General features: G+C 66.1%; 14 protein-coding genes and 1 riboswitch. Of the genes, 7 read left to right on the forward strand and 7 right to left on the reverse strand.

Annotated features, from left to right (window positions below):
• Positions 1-40 precede the first annotated feature (40 nt).
• From V9K93_RS19545 to V9K93_RS19555, 3 genes are all read left to right on the forward strand, one after another.
• The gene (locus V9K93_RS19545; RefSeq protein ID WP_337303077.1) at positions 41-808 is read left to right on the forward strand and encodes a phosphatase PAP2 family protein; all 768 of its coding nucleotides are present in this window, start codon (positions 41-43) and stop codon (positions 806-808) included.
• Positions 805-2,454 carry a phosphoethanolamine transferase gene (locus V9K93_RS19550; protein ID WP_337303078.1) on the forward strand — a complete coding sequence of 550 codons (1,650 nt, stop codon included), beginning with the start codon at positions 805-807 and terminating at the stop codon, positions 2,452-2,454. Before V9K93_RS19545 ends, V9K93_RS19550 begins: the two co-directional genes overlap by 4 nt.
• A 607-nt stretch (positions 2,455-3,061) precedes the next feature.
• Positions 3,062-5,026, forward strand: a complete 1,965-nt coding sequence (locus tag V9K93_RS19555; RefSeq protein ID WP_046985108.1) for a M2 family metallopeptidase — start codon at positions 3,062-3,064, stop codon at positions 5,024-5,026.
• Positions 5,027-5,145: 119 nt separating this feature from the next.
• Here the strand turns inward: V9K93_RS19555 and V9K93_RS19560 are convergent, their stop codons facing one another.
• The 3 genes from V9K93_RS19560 to V9K93_RS19570 all read right to left on the reverse strand — a co-directional run bounded on the left by V9K93_RS19560 (position 5,146) and on the right by V9K93_RS19570 (position 7,874).
• Positions 5,146-5,538: a hypothetical protein gene (locus tag V9K93_RS19560; protein WP_046985107.1), complete on the reverse strand. Its 393-nt coding sequence runs from the start codon at positions 5,536-5,538 to the stop codon at positions 5,146-5,148.
• A 70-nt stretch (positions 5,539-5,608) separates the two neighbouring features.
• Entirely contained in the window at positions 5,609-6,505 is an 897-nt protein-coding gene (locus V9K93_RS19565) for a siderophore-interacting protein (RefSeq protein WP_046985106.1), read from the reverse strand.
• 142 nt (positions 6,506-6,647) lie between these two features.
• Positions 6,648-7,874 (reverse strand): multidrug effflux MFS transporter, encoded by a 1,227-nt coding sequence (locus tag V9K93_RS19570; protein WP_046985110.1) that lies wholly within the window; start codon positions 7,872-7,874, stop codon positions 6,648-6,650.
• Between the two features lie 298 nt (positions 7,875-8,172).
• Positions 8,173-8,275: riboswitch (glycine riboswitch) on the forward strand.
• Positions 8,276-8,337: 62 nt separating this feature from the next.
• Between V9K93_RS19570 and gcvP the strand changes: the two genes are divergently transcribed.
• On the forward strand, positions 8,338-11,205 hold the full coding sequence (gcvP, locus tag V9K93_RS19575; RefSeq protein WP_046985105.1) for an aminomethyl-transferring glycine dehydrogenase: 2,868 nt from the start codon (positions 8,338-8,340) through the stop codon (positions 11,203-11,205).
• A 92-nt stretch (positions 11,206-11,297) separates the two neighbouring features.
• On the opposite strand, the gene V9K93_RS19580 is transcribed toward gcvP, so the two are convergent.
• The 3 genes from V9K93_RS19580 to V9K93_RS19590 form a co-directional block, all read right to left on the reverse strand.
• The gene (locus V9K93_RS19580; RefSeq protein ID WP_046985104.1) at positions 11,298-11,708 is read right to left on the reverse strand and encodes a VOC family protein; all 411 of its coding nucleotides are present in this window, start codon (positions 11,706-11,708) and stop codon (positions 11,298-11,300) included.
• Between the two features lie 103 nt (positions 11,709-11,811).
• Positions 11,812-13,179, reverse strand: a complete 1,368-nt coding sequence (locus tag V9K93_RS19585; protein WP_253079731.1) for an amino acid permease — start codon at positions 13,177-13,179, stop codon at positions 11,812-11,814.
• A gap of 81 nt (positions 13,180-13,260) precedes the next feature.
• Positions 13,261-13,983 (reverse strand): AraC family transcriptional regulator, encoded by a 723-nt coding sequence (locus V9K93_RS19590; protein WP_046985102.1) that lies wholly within the window; start codon positions 13,981-13,983, stop codon positions 13,261-13,263.
• Positions 13,984-14,100: 117 nt separating this feature from the next.
• Here V9K93_RS19590 and V9K93_RS19595 point away from each other — a divergent pair, with 117 nt between their 5' ends.
• Together V9K93_RS19595 and V9K93_RS19600 are read left to right on the forward strand one after the other, a co-directional pair.
• Complete coding sequence (locus V9K93_RS19595; RefSeq protein ID WP_337303079.1) at positions 14,101-16,197, forward strand: catalase; 2,097 nt, start codon at positions 14,101-14,103, stop codon at positions 16,195-16,197.
• 21 nt (positions 16,198-16,218) lie between these two features.
• Positions 16,219-16,710: a histone H1-like repetitive region-containing protein gene (locus tag V9K93_RS19600; RefSeq protein WP_337303080.1), complete on the forward strand. Its 492-nt coding sequence runs from the start codon at positions 16,219-16,221 to the stop codon at positions 16,708-16,710.
• Positions 16,711-16,817: 107 nt separating this feature from the next.
• Here V9K93_RS19600 and V9K93_RS19605 read toward each other — a convergent pair whose 3' ends face one another.
• Positions 16,818-17,204 (reverse strand): hypothetical protein, encoded by a 387-nt coding sequence (locus V9K93_RS19605; RefSeq protein ID WP_337303081.1) that lies wholly within the window; start codon positions 17,202-17,204, stop codon positions 16,818-16,820.
• A gap of 243 nt (positions 17,205-17,447) precedes the next feature.
• Here V9K93_RS19605 and V9K93_RS19610 point away from each other — a divergent pair, with 243 nt between their 5' ends.
• On the forward strand, positions 17,448-18,071 hold the full coding sequence (locus V9K93_RS19610; RefSeq protein ID WP_136639065.1) for a hypothetical protein: 624 nt from the start codon (positions 17,448-17,450) through the stop codon (positions 18,069-18,071).
• The last annotated feature ends 23 nt before the right edge of the window (positions 18,072-18,094 follow it).

Here is an 18,094-nt window from a genome sequence, read left to right on the forward strand (position 1 = left end):
ACGAGCATGACCGCGGATTCCCGAACCGCCCTTTCCCAGCATGCCCGTCCGTCCCATTGATTCGGTAGCACCGCTTGCGACATCGCCACTGGCGTCAAAATTTGCCGTAACTCACCTCTGGCTGCCTGTCGCAATCGGTCTGCCCGTGTTTGCGCTGCTGATGGGTTTCGGCGGCGACCAGTGGGTGGCCGATCATCTGTTCCGCCTCGAAGGCGGCCATTGGGCGCTGCAGGACGCCTTTGTCACCCGCACACTGGTGCACAAAGCCGGCAAATGGCTGAGCACGGCAGCTGCCCTTGTGGCGATTCTGCTGTGCTTCCACCACTGGCGTAAGGGTCGCGATCGCACCCTGCGGTGGGCGCTGCTTTATGTCGTAATTGCCATGGCGCTGGGCACGGGTGTGATCTCCCTGCTGAAGTCGCTGGTGCCGATGGAATGCCCCTGGGACCTGCTGCGCTACGGCGGCCACCAGCCTTTCATCGGGCTGTTCACCGTGCGCCCAAGCGGCATGTCGCCCCAGGCCTGCTTCCCCGCTGGCCACGCCAGCGCCGGCTACACCTGGCTGTGCCTGTACTTCTTCGCGCTGTTGTGGCGTCCTGCCTGGCGCTGGGCCGGGTTGTGGATCGGCCTCGGTGCTGGTCTGGTGTTCGGCATCGGCCAGCAACTGCGCGGCGCCCACTTCCTTTCCCATGACATTGCCACTGCAATGATCTGCTGGCTGCTTTCGCTGGGCCTGTACCTGATCGTCAAGCGCGTCCTGATCCGCCGTCAGCTGGACCGTCCCAACCGCCAGGAGGCGAACGCATGAGTGCATCGGTCCAACGCCCCGCCCGCCTCCCTGCGTTGGCGGGTCTTCTTCGCTGGCGTCCCCAGCTGTCCACCGAAGCATTGATCACGCTGACCAGCCTGTTCTTCGCAGTAGCCGGCAACGGCCTGTTCTGGCACAGCGCGATGGCCAGCCATCCGGGCAGCCTGCGTTACGCGCTTTCGTTGCTGCTGTTGCTGCTGGGCGCGCACGGCCTGCTGCTGGGCATCCTGGTCTGGCGCTGGAACGCCAAGGTGGTGATCAGCGTGCTGCTGTTGGTGACCGCGTTCGCTGCGCATTACATGAGCCGCTACCACATCTATCTGGATGCGGACATGCTGCGCAATGTGCTGGCGACCGATCCCAAGGAAAGCCGCGAGCTGATGACGGTGTCGCTGCTGTGGCCGGTATTGCTGCTGGCAGTGCTGCCGATGGTGGTGCTGTGGCGCGTGCAGCTGCGCCGCCGCAGCTGGGGCCGCAGCCTGTTGTGGCGCATCGGCTTCCTGGTGGTGGCGGCGGTGACCGCACTCGGCGGTGCGCTGATTTCGTTCCAGGATGTTTCGGCACTGATGCGCAACCAGCGCGAAGTGCGTTACCTGGCCACCCCGGCCAACGTACTGCTCGGCCTGCCGCGTGCACTGCGCGGCGACAACCCGGTGCAGCGCGCACCGAAGCTTCCGATCGGCACCGACGCCAAGGCCACCCCACGCGCAGCAGCCAGCAAGCCGCGCCTGCTGGTGATCGTCATGGGCGAGACCGTGCGTGCGCAGAACTGGGGCCTCAACGGCGGGCGCAACACCACCCCGGAACTGGCACAGGCCAGCGTGGTCAATTTCCCCGACATGCATTCGTGCGGCACCAGCACCGAAGTCTCACTGCCGTGTCTGTTCTCGCCGTGGGGCCGCCACGACTACGACGAGAAGAAGATCCGCGCACACCAGTCGCTGCTGCACGTATTGAACCGCGCCGGCATCGCCCCGTTGTGGCGTGACAACCAGTCCGGCTGCAAGGGCGTGTGCGAGGGCCTGGACTTCCAGTCGCTGTCCGACGCGACCACACCGGGCCTGTGTGCCGATGGCCGCTGCATGGACGAGATCCTGTTGCAGGATCTGGCCGCCCAGGTACGTGCGAAACCGGGCGACCGGGTGGTGGTGCTGCATCAGCTGGGCAACCATGGCCCGGCCTACTTCGAGCGCTACCCACCGGCGTTCCGACGCTTCACCCCGACCTGCGACACCCGTGACATCGGCCGCTGCTCACGCGAAGAAATCACCAACAGCTACGACAACGCCGTGTTGTACACCGATCACTTCCTGACCAGGACCATCGGCACGTTGCAGGGCATGCAGGACTACGACTCGGCGATGATCTACCTGTCCGACCATGGCGAGTCGTTGGGCGAGAAGGGCCTGTTCCTGCACGGCGTGCCTTACGCGATCGCCCCGGCCGAACAGACCCGGGTGCCGATGACGATGTGGTTCTCGCAGGGCTTCGCCAGCAGCCGCGGATTGAACCTGCAGTGCCTGCGCGCACGTTCGGCAGCGTATACCGACCACGACAACCTGTTCCCGTCGGTGCTGGGTCTGATGCAGGTGAAGACATCGCTGTACGAGCGCGACCGTGACGTGTTCGCCAACTGCGAAGGTTGAGGGTTGTTCGGCAGGGCTTGCAGCCCTGCACCTGCAGAGGCAACGTCAACCGCAACGGCCGAAGCAACAGCAGAAGCGGGTTTCCCGAGGGGTGGCGGGGTGGGTCCGGTTGCGGGGGGCGCCGTAAATACATCCATGTAGGCCCGGTCGCCGCATCCATGCGGCTCACGCCCCCGCAACCGGCCCCACCCCGCCTTCGACAGTTTGCCGCGATCTGATGGAACGACCGTGGGGTCGGATCCGTTTTCCTGAGGAAAACGGATCCGACCCCATTTTGATTTTCGATACCTGACAGATGTGTCGACCAAGGTCGACACCCACCAACGGCCGCCGCGATCTGTCAGAGGTGGGGCGGTGTGGGCTTGCAGGACCGTTGGCGCCATGGATGGCGCCATCGAGCCCCCATGGATGGGTTTACGGCGTGTCCTGCAAGCCCACGCCGCCCCGCCATCCCACGGATAGCCCGCTTCTGCTGTTGCTTCGGCCGTTGCCGTTACTTCTGCGGGTGCAGGGCGCAGCCCTGCCGAACCCTACCGACTTCCGCCACTTGCGGTGGCAACGCCTGCCCACTAGCCTTCGGCGGTCGTTCACCACCCAAGGACCGCCCGTGAAACACCGTCATCTCCTGCTGGCCTCGGCAATCGCCGCCGCCACGCTGGCCCTGGCCGCCTGCAAGAAGGAAGCTGCGCCAGGCACCGACACCGCCAGCAGCAGCGCCCCGGCCGGCGAAACCGCCGACCAGTTCGTGGCCCGCATCAATGCCGAATTCAAGGCCGCCTACCCGGAGATGACCTCGGCGCAGTGGCTGTCCTCCACCTACATCAACAGTGATTCGGAACGCATCGCGGCCAAGGCCAACGAACGCTCACTGACCCAGCTCAACAGCTGGATCGAACAGGCCGCCAAGTTCGATGGCAAGCCGATGAGCGAGGACAGCAAGCGCGCGATCCACCTGCTGAAGCTGATGTCCTCGATGCCGGCACCCCGTGACCCGGCCAAGCTGGCAGAACTGACCCAGATCGCCACCCGCATGGAAGGCAGCTACGGTGCCGGCAAGTACTGCACCGACGCCAACGATCCCAACTCCTGCCGCCAGCTGGGCGAACTGGAGCAGGTGCTGGCGCGCAGCCGCGACTATGACCAGCAGCTCGATGCCTGGCAGGGCTGGCACAGCACCACCAAGAGCATGCGCGGCGACTACCAGAAGTTTGTCGGCCTGGTGAACGAAGGTGCCAAGGGCATGGGCTTCACCGATGCCGGGCAGATGTGGCGCAGCGGCTACGACATGCCGCCGGAGCAGATCGGCCCGGAAACCGACCGCCTGTGGGAGCAGGTCAAGCCGATGTACGAGCAGCTGCATTGCTATGCACGCGGCAAGCTGGACAAGACCTACGGCAAGGACAAGGCCGAAGTGGGCAACGGCCTGATCGCGGCGCATCTGCTGGGCAACATGTGGCAGCAGGACTGGTCGAACCTGTGGGACCAGCTGGAACCGTACCCGGGTGCCGGCAGCCTGGACATCACCGCTGCGCTTGAAAAGCAGTACCAGACCAACCTTAGCGCGGCGCTGGCCAAGGCCGGCAAGGATGCCAACGTAGCGGCGCAGTACAAGGCGCAGCGCGAGGCCGAACTGCGCACCGCCAAGCAGATGACCGAGCGCGCGCAGGACTTCTACGTGTCGCTGGGCATGCCGTCGCTGCCGCAGTCCTACTGGGAAAAAACCCAGTTCATCAAGCCCGATGACCGCGATGTGGTCTGCCACGCCAGCGCCTGGGACATGAACATGGAAGGCGACGTGCGCACCAAGATGTGCATCAAGCCGAACGAAGAGAACTTCACCACCATCTACCACGAGCTGGGCCACATCTATTACGACCTGGCCTACAACCCGCTGCCGCCGCTGTTCCAGGGCGGTGCCAACGATGGCTTCCATGAAGCAATCGGCGACACCATCGTGCTGGCGATGACGCCCAAGTACCTCAGCTCGATCGGCCTGGTCGATGCGCCGACCGAAAGCCGCGAGGCGGTCATCAACAACCAGATGCGCATGGCGCTGTCGGGTGTGTCGTTCCTGCCGTTCGGACTGATGATCGACCGCTGGCGCTGGGGCGTGTTCGATGGCTCCATCACCGCCGACAACTACAACAAGGCGTGGTGGGACCTGAAGGCCAAGTACCAGGGCGTGGCCCCGGCCAGCACCCGCGGCGAAGAGTTCTTCGATCCGGGCGCGAAGTACCACGTACCGGGCAACACTCCGTACACCCGCTACTTCCTGGCGCGCATCCTGCAGTTCCAGTTCTACAAGGGCCTGTGCGATGCCTCCGGCTACAAGGGCCCGCTGCATGAGTGCACCTTCTACGGCAACAAGGAAGCCGGCCAGAAGTACTGGGCGATGCTGAGCAAGGGTGCCAGCCAGCCGTGGCAGGCCACGCTGAAGGAACTGACCGGCACCGACAAGCTCGATGCCGGCCCGATGATCGAGTACTTCAGCCCGGTCAACGAATGGCTGAAGCAGCAGAACGAAGGCCAGATGTGCGGCTGGCAGGCCAACGCGGCCCCGGCGGCGAAATGAAAAAAGGGGCGGATCCGCGAGGATCCGCCCCTTTCTGGTAGTGCCGGCCGCTGTCCGGCAACTACGCGATGAAGACCCAACGGGCAGCCGGCCAGCGGCCGGCTCTACCGAAATGCCTGTCAGCTGTTCTTCTTCGCGGCCATCGCTGCGGCCAGTTCGGCCTTGAATTCCTCGAAGGTCTGGCCCTTTTCCTTCGCTTCGGCCTGCGCAGCATCACGCAGTGCATCCGAGTACACCAGGCGCACCGGCGTGCCGTTGCGTTCGTGCAGTTCGCCAGCCTGCATGATCAAGGCCAGCACCTGGGCAGCACTCTCGCTCTGGCCGGCGATGCGGCCATCCATGCCCAGCACCCATTCGCCATCGCGCCGGACGATACCGGCCAGCAGCGTGCGCTGCGGGTCGCGCAGTTCGGCATGCGGCTCCACCGGCGAGGCCTGCGCGGCTGCCTTGTTGGCGGCCTGCTTTTCCTGGCGACGGCGCTGGTCGCGGCGGATCTTGGAGCTGGTGGACATGATGCGGTACCGCTGCGAGGGGGGCGCAAGGATAACGCACCCCGCCCGCAGCACCGCTTCACGCCACCGCTCAGTCCAGCACTTTGCCGTGCCGCCAGTAGCCCATGAAGGTGATGGCGCGGCGGTCCAGCCCGCAGTCACGCACCAGATGGCGGCGGATCGCCATGACCGCACCCGCCTCGCCGGCCACCCAGGCATACAGCGGTCCGGCCACGCTGGCATCGGCCTGCTCCCACAGGATCTGCGCGTCGACATCGATCTCTTCCAGCGCATCGCCGGCAGCCACGCTCGAGGTCGCCGCCAGCCGTTCCTGGACCGCCTGCAGCAGCGGCTGGCCATAGGCGGCCTGCCCACGCGGCAACCACACCAGCTCGGCGGTGCCCGGCGCTTTCAACGGCACCGCGTCGCCGGCCTGGGCCACTTCCAGCAATGCCAGCGTGCGCGGCGGATCAGGCATGGCCGCCAGTTCCTCCAGGATGCCCGCCACCGCAGGCAACGCCGTCTCATCGGCCACCAGCAGTACCTGGCCGACACCGGCCGGCGGCTTCCATTCCCAACCTTCGCTGCTGTCGGCACAGTCGGCATCGGGGGCCAGCAGCACGACACGGTCACCCGGCCGCGCATGCATGGCCCAGCGCGAAGCGGGCCCGGTCACGCCGTGGATGACGAAATCAACGTCGACCTCGCCCTGCTCGGCACGCAGCTGGCGGATGGTGTAGGTGCGCATCGGCGGCCGCAGCTCATCAGGCAGGGCCCGGTAGCGCGGATACCAGTCCTCGCCGCTGGGCACCTGTGGCACCTCCTGGCCGGGCAAGGGGAAGAACACCTTGATCCGCTGGTCCGGGCCTTCGGTCTTCATCCGCGCCACGTCGGCACCGGTGAACACCATGCGGTCCAGGGAAGGGGAAAGAACGCGGCGCTCCTTCAGCGCCACCTCGAACAGGCGGTAGGTCTGCTGCGCAGCCATGGGGGTACCTCATGCGACGACATCGGATTGGCTGGCTGTCGTGCATCCACGCACCGGCTGGCTGGAATGCCCAGCCTAGTCCGGTTGTCCGCGGCTGCAAGGATGTGCCGGCATCCCCGCCAGCTCTACCCCTGCACGCTGCTCAATGACCCGTGCAGGCTGCCTGCGCCGCGCGCTCGCGCTGGTGTTCCCAGTACCAGAACACGAAGCCGGCGCCAAAGAACGCGGCCTGGCCCAGTGCCAGGTGCAGCGGGCTGGCGCTGAGCAGCGGCGACACCACGCCGGCCACCACGGTGCTGATCATCAGCTGCACGAAGGCCTGCAGCGAGGACGCCAGGCCACGCTGGTGCGGATACATGTCCAGCACCGCCAGCGCCAGGATCGGGAAGATCAGCGCCATGCCCATGCCGCCCAGGAAGATCGGCATCACCGCCCACGGCAGTGCGAACTGTGGTGCCAGGCCGACGTAGCCGATGTTCAGCAGCACCGACAGCGCACACAGGCCGAAACCGATGGAGACCTGTCGCGTAGGGCTGCTGTGCCCGGCCATGCGCCCGGACAGGAACGAGCCGGTGGTCATGCCGCCGATGGTGGGAATGAACAGCCAGGCGAAGCCGCCCTCGCCCAGGTGCAGGTGCTGCATCACGAACACCGGCGCCGAGGAGATGTACAGGAACACGCCACCGAAGCCGATGCTGCCGGCCAGCGCCAGGCGCAGGAAACGCGGATTGAAGCCGATGCGCACGTAGTCGCGCAGCAGCACGCGCGGTGACAACGGCACGCGCGCCTCGACCGGATGGGTTTCCGGCAGGTAGCGTGCGGTAGCCGCCAGCAGCACCAGCGCGAACACCACCAGGAACCAGAAGATCAACGGCCAGCCAGCGCCGCTGAGCAGGATCCAGCCACCGATGATCGGGGCGATTGCCGGAGCGATGCCGAACAGCATCGACACCTGGCTCATCAGCCGCTGTGCGTCATGGCCGTGGTACAGGTCGCGGATCACCGCTCGGCCGACGATCATGCCGACACCTGCCGACAGGCCCTGCAGTGCGCGGAACGCCAGCAGCGTGGTCAGGTCGGTAGACAATGCACAGCCCACCGAGGCGCCGACGAAGATCACCAGACCGCCGAGGATCACCCGCTTGCGGCCCCAGGCGTCGGACAGCGGTCCATGGGCCAGGCTCATCAGGCCGTAGAACAGCAGGTACACGCTGATGGTCTGCTGCACCGCCACTTCGTCCACCGCCAGGCGCTGGGCCAGCTGCGGGAACGCCGGGAAGATGGTGTCGATCGAGAACGGACCGAACATGGCCAGGCCAGCAAGCAGCAGGGCCATGCGGCGGGTGGAGGGAGCAACAGCGGCGGTCATGGAGAGGCGTCCGGCAGGGCCATGCGCGGCACGCACGGCGGGCGCCAGTCCCCTGAAACAGGGACAGCGCCAGATGAATTCGGGTATCCGCCCATCATAGGTGGGGATTGCGCCCCGCGCCATGCACGGATGCACAAAACGCACGGCCGGGCCATCGGCCATTCAGGCGCAGCGGCGCCTCCCGGGAGCGGCCGGCCGGCGCGCAACGGGCTATAATCGGCGGGCAACACGGTGGGAGAAGCGGAACACCGCTGCCGAAGGCGCAACGCCCGTAATCGCTCAGGCCCGATACCACCCGTAACAGAACTCTGGAGAGACCGGTTCAATCCGGCGCCGAAGGGGCAAGAAGCAGCGGTCCGCCGCGCTTTCAAACTCTCAGGCAAAAGGACAGAGGGGCGCCCCGCAGACCGCCGACCGGCGGCTTGTGCCCGTGCGTGTGCCCTTTCCTGACGGATCCTTCGCCATGTCCCAGAACACCCCTTCCCTGCGTGAGCTCGAGCATCATTCGGCCTTCGTCGAGCGCCACATCGGCCCCAACGATGCCGAGATCGCGCAGATGCTCGGCGTCATCGGCCACGCCTCGCTGGATGCGATGACCGATGCCATTGTGCCGGCCAAGATCAAGTCGCCGGCACCGCTGGCGCTGCCGGAGTCGATCACCGAAGTGCAGGCGCTGGCGAAGATCCGCGCGATCGCCGACAAGAACACCGTACTGCGCAGCTTCATCGGCCAGGGCTACTACGGCACCCACACGCCGAACGTGATCCTGCGCAACATCCTGGAAAACCCGGCCTGGTACACCGCCTACACCCCGTACCAGGCGGAAATCTCGCAGGGCCGCATGGAAGCGCTGATCAACTTCCAGACCCTGTGCGCCGACCTGACCGGCATGGAAATCGCCAACGCCTCGCTGCTGGACGAAGCGACCGCCGCCGCCGAAGCGATGACCCTGGCCAAGCGCTCGGCCAAGTCGAAGTCGGACACCTTCTTCGTGCACGACGCCGTACACCCGCAGACGCTGGAACTGCTGCGCACCCGCGCCGAACCGATGGGCATCGTGCTGCGCGTGGGCACGCCGGCCGAAGCGCTGGAAGCGGACGGCTTCGGCCTGCTGCTGCAGTACCCGGATACCTTCGGCCAGGTGGGCGATTACAAGGCGCTGGTCGATGCCGTGCACGCACGCGGCGGCCTGGTGGCGGTTGCCACCGACCTGCTGGCGCTGACCCTGCTGGCCGCCCCCGGCGAATGGGGCGCGGACATCGTCGTCGGCAACAGCCAGCGTTTCGGCGTGCCGTTCGGCTTCGGTGGCCCGCACGCTGCGTTCATGGCCTGCCGTGACGCCTACAAGCGTTCGATGCCGGGCCGCCTGATCGGCGTCTCGATCGACGCGCAGGGCAACCCGGCCTACCGCCTGACCCTGCAGACCCGCGAGCAGCACATCCGTCGCGAGAAGGCCACCTCCAACATCTGCACCGCGCAGGTGCTGCTGGCGGTGATGGCCTCGATGTATGCCGTCTACCACGGCCCGGAAGGCCTGACCCGCATCGCGCGCCGCACCCACCGCCTGGCTTCGATCCTGGCTGCGGCACTGCGCAAGGCCGGCGTGCAGGTCGGTGGTGACTTCTTCGACACCCTGCATGTCACCGGCGTGCACGCCGATGAGATCCACGCCAAGGCCCGTGCCGCCGGTTACAACCTGCGTGCGATCGACAGCGACTCGGTCGGCATCAGCCTGGACGAAACCACCACCCGCGCCGACATCGTGGCCGTGGCTGCCGTGTTCGGTGCCTCGCTGGACGTGGACGCACTGGATGCCAGCACCGCCGACGCACTGCCGGCCGGCCTGCTGCGCCAGTCTGAATTCCTGACCCACCCGGTGTTCAACACCCACCACAGCGAGCACGAGCTGCTGCGCTACCTGCGCTCGCTGGCCGACAAGGACCTGGCGATGGACCGCACGATGATCCCGCTGGGCTCGTGCACCATGAAGCTCAACGCCACCGCCGAGATGATTCCGGTGACCTGGCCGGAGTTCTCGCAGATCCATCCGCTGGTGCCGGCCGACCAGGCGCTGGGCTACAAGGAACTGATCGACTCGCTGGAAGCGATGCTGGTCGAATGCACCGGCTACGACGCAGTGAGCCTGCAGCCGAACTCCGGCGCGCAGGGCGAGTATGCCGGCCTGCTGGCGATCCGTGCCTACCACCGTTCGCGCGGCGAAGACCATCGTGACATCTGCCTTATCCCGGACTCGGCGCACGGCACCAACCCGGCCTCGGCGCAGATGTGCGGCATGAAGGTGGTGGTGACCAAGACCGACGCCAACGGCAACGTCGACGTCGAGGACATCCGCCTCAACGCCGAGAAGTACAGCGACCGCCTGGCCGCGATCATGATGACCTACCCGTCCACGCACGGCGTGTTCGAGGAAGAAGTGGTGGAGATCTGCGAGATCATCCACAAGCACGGCGGCCAGGTGTACACCGACGGTGCCAACATGAACGCTCTGGTCGGCGTGGCCAAGCCGGGCAAGTGGGGTTCGGACGTTTCCCACCTGAACCTGCACAAGACCTTCTGCATCCCGCACGGCGGCGGCGGCCCGGGCGTTGGCCCGTGCGCGGTCAAGGAGCACCTGGCGCCGTTCCTGCCGGGCAAGCTGGGGGACCACGGCCCGGTCGGCATGGTCAGCGCGGCCAGCTTCGGCAGCGCCTCGATCCTGCCGATCAGCTGGATGTACATCGCGATGATGGGTACCGAAGGCCTGCGCAAGGCCACCCAGGTCGCCCAGCTCAACGCCAACTACATCGCCAAGCGCCTGGCTCCGCACTTCAAGACCCTGTACACCGGCCGCAACGGCCTGGTGGCACACGAGTGCATCCTGGACGTGCGCCCGCTGGAGAAGACCAGCGGCATCGGTGCCGAAGACGTGGCCAAGCGCCTGATCGACTTCGGCTTCCATGCCCCGACGCTGAGCTTCCCGGTGGCCGGCACGCTGATGGTCGAGCCGACCGAGAGCGAATCGCTGCATGAGCTGGATCGCTTCATCGACGCGATGATCCAGATCCGCGAAGAGATCACCGCGATCGAAGACGGCCGCCTGGACCGCGAGGACAACCCGCTGAAGAACGCGCCGCATACCGCGACCGCGGTGACCGCCAGCGAGTGGACCCACGCCTACCCGCGTGAACTGGCTGCGTTCCCGCTGCCGAGCCTGAAGCTGCAGAAGTACTGGCCGCCGGTGGCTCGCGTCGACAACGTGTACGGCGACAAGAACGTGATGTGCGCCTGTATCCCGGTCGATGCCTACAAGGATGATGAAGTCGAGGCTTGATTCCTCGCTGCATCGGTAAAGAAAACGGCCCGCGCAAGCGGGCCGTTTTCATAAGGGCGTATGGACCAAGGCCCACACCCACAAACATCCGGTCACGGGTCCGGCATCTGCCCCAGGCTCAACTGCCACGACACGCCGAAGCGATCCTGCACCCAGCCATAGCGGTTGCTGAAGTCATAGTCGCCCACCGGCATCAGCCAGTGGCCACCCTCGCCCAGCACCCGCGCGGCACGCTCGAACTGTTCGGCGCCGGAGCACTCCACGAACAGCGAGATCGACGGCGAGAAGGTGAAATCGTGCACGTCCAGACTGTCAAAGCACAGGTAATGGGTGCCGCCGAGCAGGAAGATGGCCTGGCGCACCTGCCCCGGCACGCCCGCTCCCGGGCCTTCCGGGTGGCGCTGCAGGGCCAGCAGGCGGAAATCGGCGAAGGCTTCGGCGTACAGGGCCAGGGCGGCCTCAGCCTGGCCGGTGAACATCAGGAAGGGGCGACTGCGCAGCATGCGGTACTCCTGGTCGACGGGCCGCTGGCGGCCCACGCGATCAGGATGGCACGGCGGATGTGCAGCCCCCGTGGTAGTGCCGGCCGCTGGCCGGCAGCTTCAGTCACGCCTCGCGCATGCGCCGTGCGATGGCACTGCCGGCGGCGATCGTGGCGGTCAGCGCCACCATCGACAGGAACTGCAGCCGGGTATGCGACTCGCTCAGCAGCAGGCCGAAGATCAGTGCCAGGATGCCCAGCGCACAGACGGTCAGCCATGGGAAACCGGCCATGCGGAACGGCAGGCGGGTGCCGAGGCGGTCGGCGCGGCGGCGCAGCACCAACTGCGAGACCAGCGACAGCGTCCACACCAGCAGGCAGGTGGAACCGACGATGTTCAGCAGCACCGGCAGTACGCGGTCCGGGAACAGCAGCTCCATCACCGTGGCGGCAAAGCCGAACAGCACGCTGGCCAGCACGGCGATCACCGGCACCTGGCGCGGGTCGGTCCAGCCGAGCACGGCCGGCGCTTCACGACGCTGCGCCAGCGAATACATCATGCGCGAGGCGCCGTAGAGGTTGGCATTGAGCGCCGACAGCAGCGCGATCACGGCGATCAGGGTGATGGCCGTACCTGCGCCCGGGATGCGGGCGATATCCAGCACCGCAGCGAACGGCGACTTCAGCGCCTCGCTGGTCCACGGCACCACGGCGATGATCACGCTCAGGGAACCGATGTAGAACACCAGGATGCGCCAGGCCACGGTGCGGATGGCACGGGCGATGCTGCGCTCGGGATCTTCGGTTTCGGCTGCGGCGACCGCCACGATCTCGGTGCCGCCAAAGGCAAAAACGACAACCAGCAGTGCCGCGCCAATACCGGCCAGCCCCTTCGGCGCGAAGCCGCCATGCTCGGTGAAGTTGCTCAGGCCCGGCGAGGCCACCTGCGGCAGCCAGCCCATCAGCAGCGCCACGCCGATGGCGATGAAGGCCAGGATCGCCGCCACCTTGAGGATGGCGAACCAGAATTCGAACTCGCCGAAGTTCTTCACTCCGAGCAGGTTGATCGCGGTGAAGAACAGCATGAAGGCCAGTGCCGCCATCGGCACCGGTATCACCGGCCAGACCGAGGCCAGCAGCCCGGCTGCACCGACGGCCTCGGCGGCGATCACGATCACCAGCTGCACCCACCACAGCCAGCCCACGGTAGCGCCGGCGGTAGCGCCCATGGCGTCGGCCGCATATACCGAGAACGCACCACTGGTCGGTTTGGCCGCCGCCATTTCGCCCAGCGCGTTCATTACGATGATCACCAGCGCGCCAGCCACCAGATACGACACCAGCACCGCCGGACCGGCCGCCTGCACACCCACGCCCGAGCCGAGGAACAGGCCGGCGCCGATGGCGCTGCCCAGGCCCATCATGATCAGCTGGCGGGGCTTGAGCGAGTGCCCGAGGCGGGACGGCGAAGCGGTCGGAATCGAGTTGGGCATCGGCAGGGCTGGCGGCGGCTACAGGGGCGACACCTTACCCTGTCCCATGCCCACGGGGATAGGCGCAGCGCAGCAGGCGGCTCAGGCCAGCGCTGGCTCGCCGACGTTCCCACCGATACGGGCGCGATAGGCGCGCGGCGAGAAACCGGTTTCAGCCTTGAACTTGCGGGTAAAGGCGCTCTGGTCGCTGAAACCGCAGGCCTGGCCGATGCAGGCGATGCTGTCGTCGCCGTGCAGCAGGTGCATGGCCATCTGGATCCGCAGCCGGGTCAGCACCTGCTGCGGGGTCATCTGGAACACCTTGCGGAAACTGCGTTCAAGCTTGGACAGCGAGAAGCCGGTGATGTCCAGCAGGGTCTGCATGCGTACGTTCTCGGCGTAGTGCGCATTGAGGTGGGCCAGGGCCAGTCGCAGCTGCTCGTACTGGGTGCCCAGGCTGTCCTTCTGGCCGAGGTCGCGGGAAATGCCGATCAGACCCTCGATGGCCCCATCAACCACCAGCGGGCGCTTGCAGGTCAGGCACCAGCCCGGTTCGCGGTTGGCGAACAGGTGCAGCTCCATAAGGTTCTCGATCACCTCGCCGGACAGCACACGGGCGTCCTGGTCGACGTAGTCCGCACTGAGGCCGGTCGGGTAGATCTCGGCCGCGGTACGGCCGATCACGTCCTTGCGCGCACGCAGGCCCAGCCGTCGCAGCATGGTCTGGTTGACGTAGGTGTAGCGGCCCTGGCGGTCCTTCATGAAGAACAGCACGTCCGGAATGGCGTCGAACAGGGCTTCGATGTCGGCGGGCTCGACTCGCATGCGGCAAGCATACCCGAGCCGCCGATTTCCCTGCGCGTTCACCCCCAGGGGACTGTGGATTAACGCCACCCGCGCCAGTGTCCGGAGTCTGCCCCTACCCGCTCCAGGAGAACCTCCATGGCCGCCAGCAAGCCGACCGGCAAGCGCGCTCCCGCCACTCCCTCCGCCGACCGTGACAGCCGCGGCCAGGGCGATGAACTGCATCAGCTGGCAGGAGGCGCCCATCCGGTACTGACCAGCAACCAGGGCATCCCGGTCGCCGACAACCAGAATTCCCTGCGCCAGGGGCCGCGTGGGCCGACCTTGCTGGAAGACTTCCTGCTGCGCGAGAAGATCACCCACTTCGACCACGAACGCATTCCCGAGCGCATCGTCCACGCGCGCGGTTCGGCTGCCCACGGCTTCTTCGAACTGACCCGGTCGCTGGGCAAGGTGACCCGGGCGAAGATCCTCACCGAAGTCGGGGTGAAGACGCCGGTGTTCACCCGCTTCTCCACGGTTGCCGGCGGCGCAGGCTCGGTCGACACCCCGCGCGACGTGCGCGGCTTCGCGGTGAAGTTCTACACCAGGGAAGGCAACTGGGACCTGGTCGGCAACAACATTCCGGTGTTCTTCATCCAGGATGCGATCAAGTTCCCCGACCTGATCCATGCGGTGAAGATGGAACCGGACCGCGCGTTCCCGCAGGCGGCCAGCGCGCACGATACGTTCTGGGATTTCGTCTCGCTGATGCCCGAGTCGATGCACATGATCATGTGGGCGATGAGTGACCGCACGATCCCGCGCTCGCTGCGCACCATCGAAGGCTTCGGCATCCACAGCTTCCGCCTGCTGGATGAGGAAGGAAATTCCACCTTCGTCAAGTTCCATTGGCGTCCGAAGCTGGGGCTGCAGTCCACGATCTGGGATGAGGCGCTGAAGCTGCAGGCCGCCGACAACGATTTCCACCGCCGCGACCTGTTCGAGGCGATCCAGCGCGGCGACTTCCCCGAGTGGGAGCTGGCCGTGCAGCTGTTCACCGAAAAACAGGCCGATGGCTTCCCGTTCGACCACCTGGACCCGACCAAGATCATCCCCGAGTCGCTGGTGCCGCTGCAGGTGATCGGACGCATGGTGCTGGACCGCTGGCCGGACAACTTCTTCGCCGAGACCGAGCAGGTTGCCTTCTGCCCGGCCAACGTGCCGCCGGGCATCGATTTCAGCAACGACCCGCTGCTGCAGGGGCGGCTGTTCTCCTATCTGGATACCCAGCTGATCCGCCTGGGCGGACCGAACTTCAACCAGATTCCGATCAACGCACCGAAGTGCCCGTTCGCCAACCACCAGCGCGATGGCCACATGCAGATGCAGGTGCCGAAGGGGCGCGTGGCCTACGACCCCAGCTCGCTGCAGGAAGACAGCCCTCGCGAGACGCCTGCCGGTTTCCGCAGCCACGCCAGCGCCGATGATGGGCGCAAGGGCCGCACCCGCGCGGAGAGCTTTGCCGACCACTACAGCCAGGCGCGGATGTTCTTCCGCAGCCTGGAAAAACCGGAACAGGCGCACCTGGCCTCGGCGCTGGTGTTCGAGCTGTCGAAGGTGGAAACCGAGAAGGTGCGCGTGCGCACCGTCAGCCATCTGCGCAACATCGACGAAGGCCTGGCCAAGCGCGTGGCCGACGGGCTGGCACTGGGCACCCTGCCCGCCCCGGCACCGACGGCAACCCCTGCACAGGACCTGCCCGCCGCACCCGAGGTGCGCGTGATCGGCCGCAACAAGCCCCTGCTGCAGGGGCGCTGCATCGGCATCCTGTTCGACGAGGGCTCCGATGCACGGGTGATCGCCACTCTGCGCAAGTCCGCCGAAAAGGCCGGCGCCAGCGTCAAGCTGGTCGCGCCGAAAATTGGCGGTGCCACGCTCAGCGACGGCAAAACGCAGGCCGCCGATGGACAGCTGGCCGGTACCCCGTCGGTGGTGTTCGACGCAGTGGCGGTCGTGCTGAGTGCCGACGCCGGCAAGGCCTTGGCCAAGGAAGCGGCAGCCATGGGCTTTGTCAGCGATGCCTGGGCGCACCTGAAAGCCATCGCCAGTGACGAAGGCGCACAGGCCCTGTTGAAGGCAGCGCGCGTCGGCAACGATGCCGGCACCCTGGAGGCCGAGGACAGCAAGGCCTTCCTCGCCGCTGCCGCCACCCGCCAGTGGGCACGCGAGCCGAAGCTGCGCCTGCTGGCCTGATCATCCAACAGGAGAATCCCCATGCCTCGTGGTGACAAATCCGCCTATACCGACAAGCAGAAGCGCCAGGCCGAGCATATCGAAGAGAGTGAGCGCGAACGCGGTGCCAGTGAAGGCACCGCCGAGCGAATCGCCTGGGCCACCGTGAACAAGCAGGATGGTGGTGGCAAGCGCAGCGGCAGCGCGCGCAAGGCGGCGGAAAAGGCGCCAGCGAAGAAGGCCGCTGTGAAGAAGACTACTACGAAGAAGTCGACTGCCAAGAAACCGGCTGAGAAAAAGTCGTCCGTGAAAAAGTCGCCTGCGAAGAAGTCTGCTGCGAAAAGGACGGTTGCAAAGAGGGCGCCTGCATCCAGCACGGCGAAGAAAGCCGTTCCCAAAAAGGCGCCCGTCAAGAAGGCTACCGCCGCAACCCGCAGCGCCGCCGCCAAGAAGGCGGCGGCTACCCGTACCCGAAAGACAGCGGCACGCAAGACCGCAGCGAAAAAGGCTGCCCGAACGCGGAGCAGAAATTGATCGTCCCCGAAAACGGGGAGCAGCCCGCGCCCGCATCACAGGCGCTGGATCTGTGGCGCAGCGCCTACTTTCGCTGGATCGGTCCCAAGCGACCCACGCACCCTACCTCAGCGGGACGGCCCCACCGTCACTGCGGCTGAGGGCACCGGCACGGCAGCCGCCTGCAGCGTGCGCAACGCCGCGATCGGAATGGTCTCGGCACGCCGCTGCTGCGGCCACCAGACGAACAGGAACGCGCTGCTGGAACCGAGCAGGCGCGCAGTGCCCGGCAACGGCGCGCGGTCGCCGTTCAACTGCAGGCGGATCACTTCGCCGCTGCCGGCGTTGTGGATCTGCTCCCCGCGCACCGTCACGTAGTTCGCCGCGCCCAGCGCCATGAAGGCGGCCACGGCCAGGGTCATCGCGATCAGCGGGCGCAGGCCTACGCCCTCTCCTATGGAGGAGTGAAGACCGAGCGGCAACGGCCGTACGGCATCGGTGATAGCGCGACTCACCTGCTCTGCCATCCAGAGACACTCGTAGCTCAGGCACACCGATGAAGGCAGTGCACGTCGCGCAGTTTGTCGTAAACGGCTATATCCCGTGCAGAGCAATCCGGAAGTCATCTGGCACTGCTGATCGCCGCCAGGGCATCCTCGCTGGGCTCCCTCAAGGACAGATCATCGACATCCACCACCCTGTAGCTTCGCTCGGTGGTAGCGGCTACGCTGATTGACCCACTGACAGGGATAGTTGAGATGAAGAATGTGAACCGAGTTCTGGCGACCAGCGCGCTGATGCTCGTACTGGCGGCATGCAGCAGTTCCCAGACCGCCAACAAGGGCAATTTCGGCAAGGCTATTCAGAAATATCTTGATACCAAGAACGGGCTCTGCGCTGCTTTGCCCGCGCGGGAACTCCCCTTCAAACTGGCCAACGATGGCAGCTTGGGAGAGCGCGCGCGCCTGCAGGCCAACGCCTTGGTCGAGGCCGGGTTGCTGAGCCGCCAAGCATCTGAAATGAAGTCGATGTTTGGCACATCGACCGTACCGGCTGGCGAGTACGCGCTTACATCCAAAGGAAAGAAGTTCCTCGTAGAAGGCGGGGCAGAAACAATTGCAGGTCAAGCAGCGTTCTGCACCGGCAAGTTCAGGGTGACAGAGGTGGACACCTTTACCGAGCCCAGCGAGATGATGGGCGTGAAATTGTCTCAGGTGAACTTCCGCTACAAGGTCGAAGATGCGGACAGTTGGGCCAGATCGAAAGAGGTCCAGGCCAGCTACCGTAACCTCGCGGATCAAGCTAAGGACGAAATCGATGGCAAAGCGACGCTCGTGCTGACCAACGACGGCTGGATGCACGAGCGCTTGTTCAAGCGCTGAGGTCTTCTCGGTCGGCACGGCAC

This window comes from Stenotrophomonas sp. CCNWLW162 (assembly GCF_037203745.1).
Classification (GTDB): domain Bacteria; phylum Pseudomonadota; class Gammaproteobacteria; order Xanthomonadales; family Xanthomonadaceae; genus Stenotrophomonas; species Stenotrophomonas maltophilia_AQ.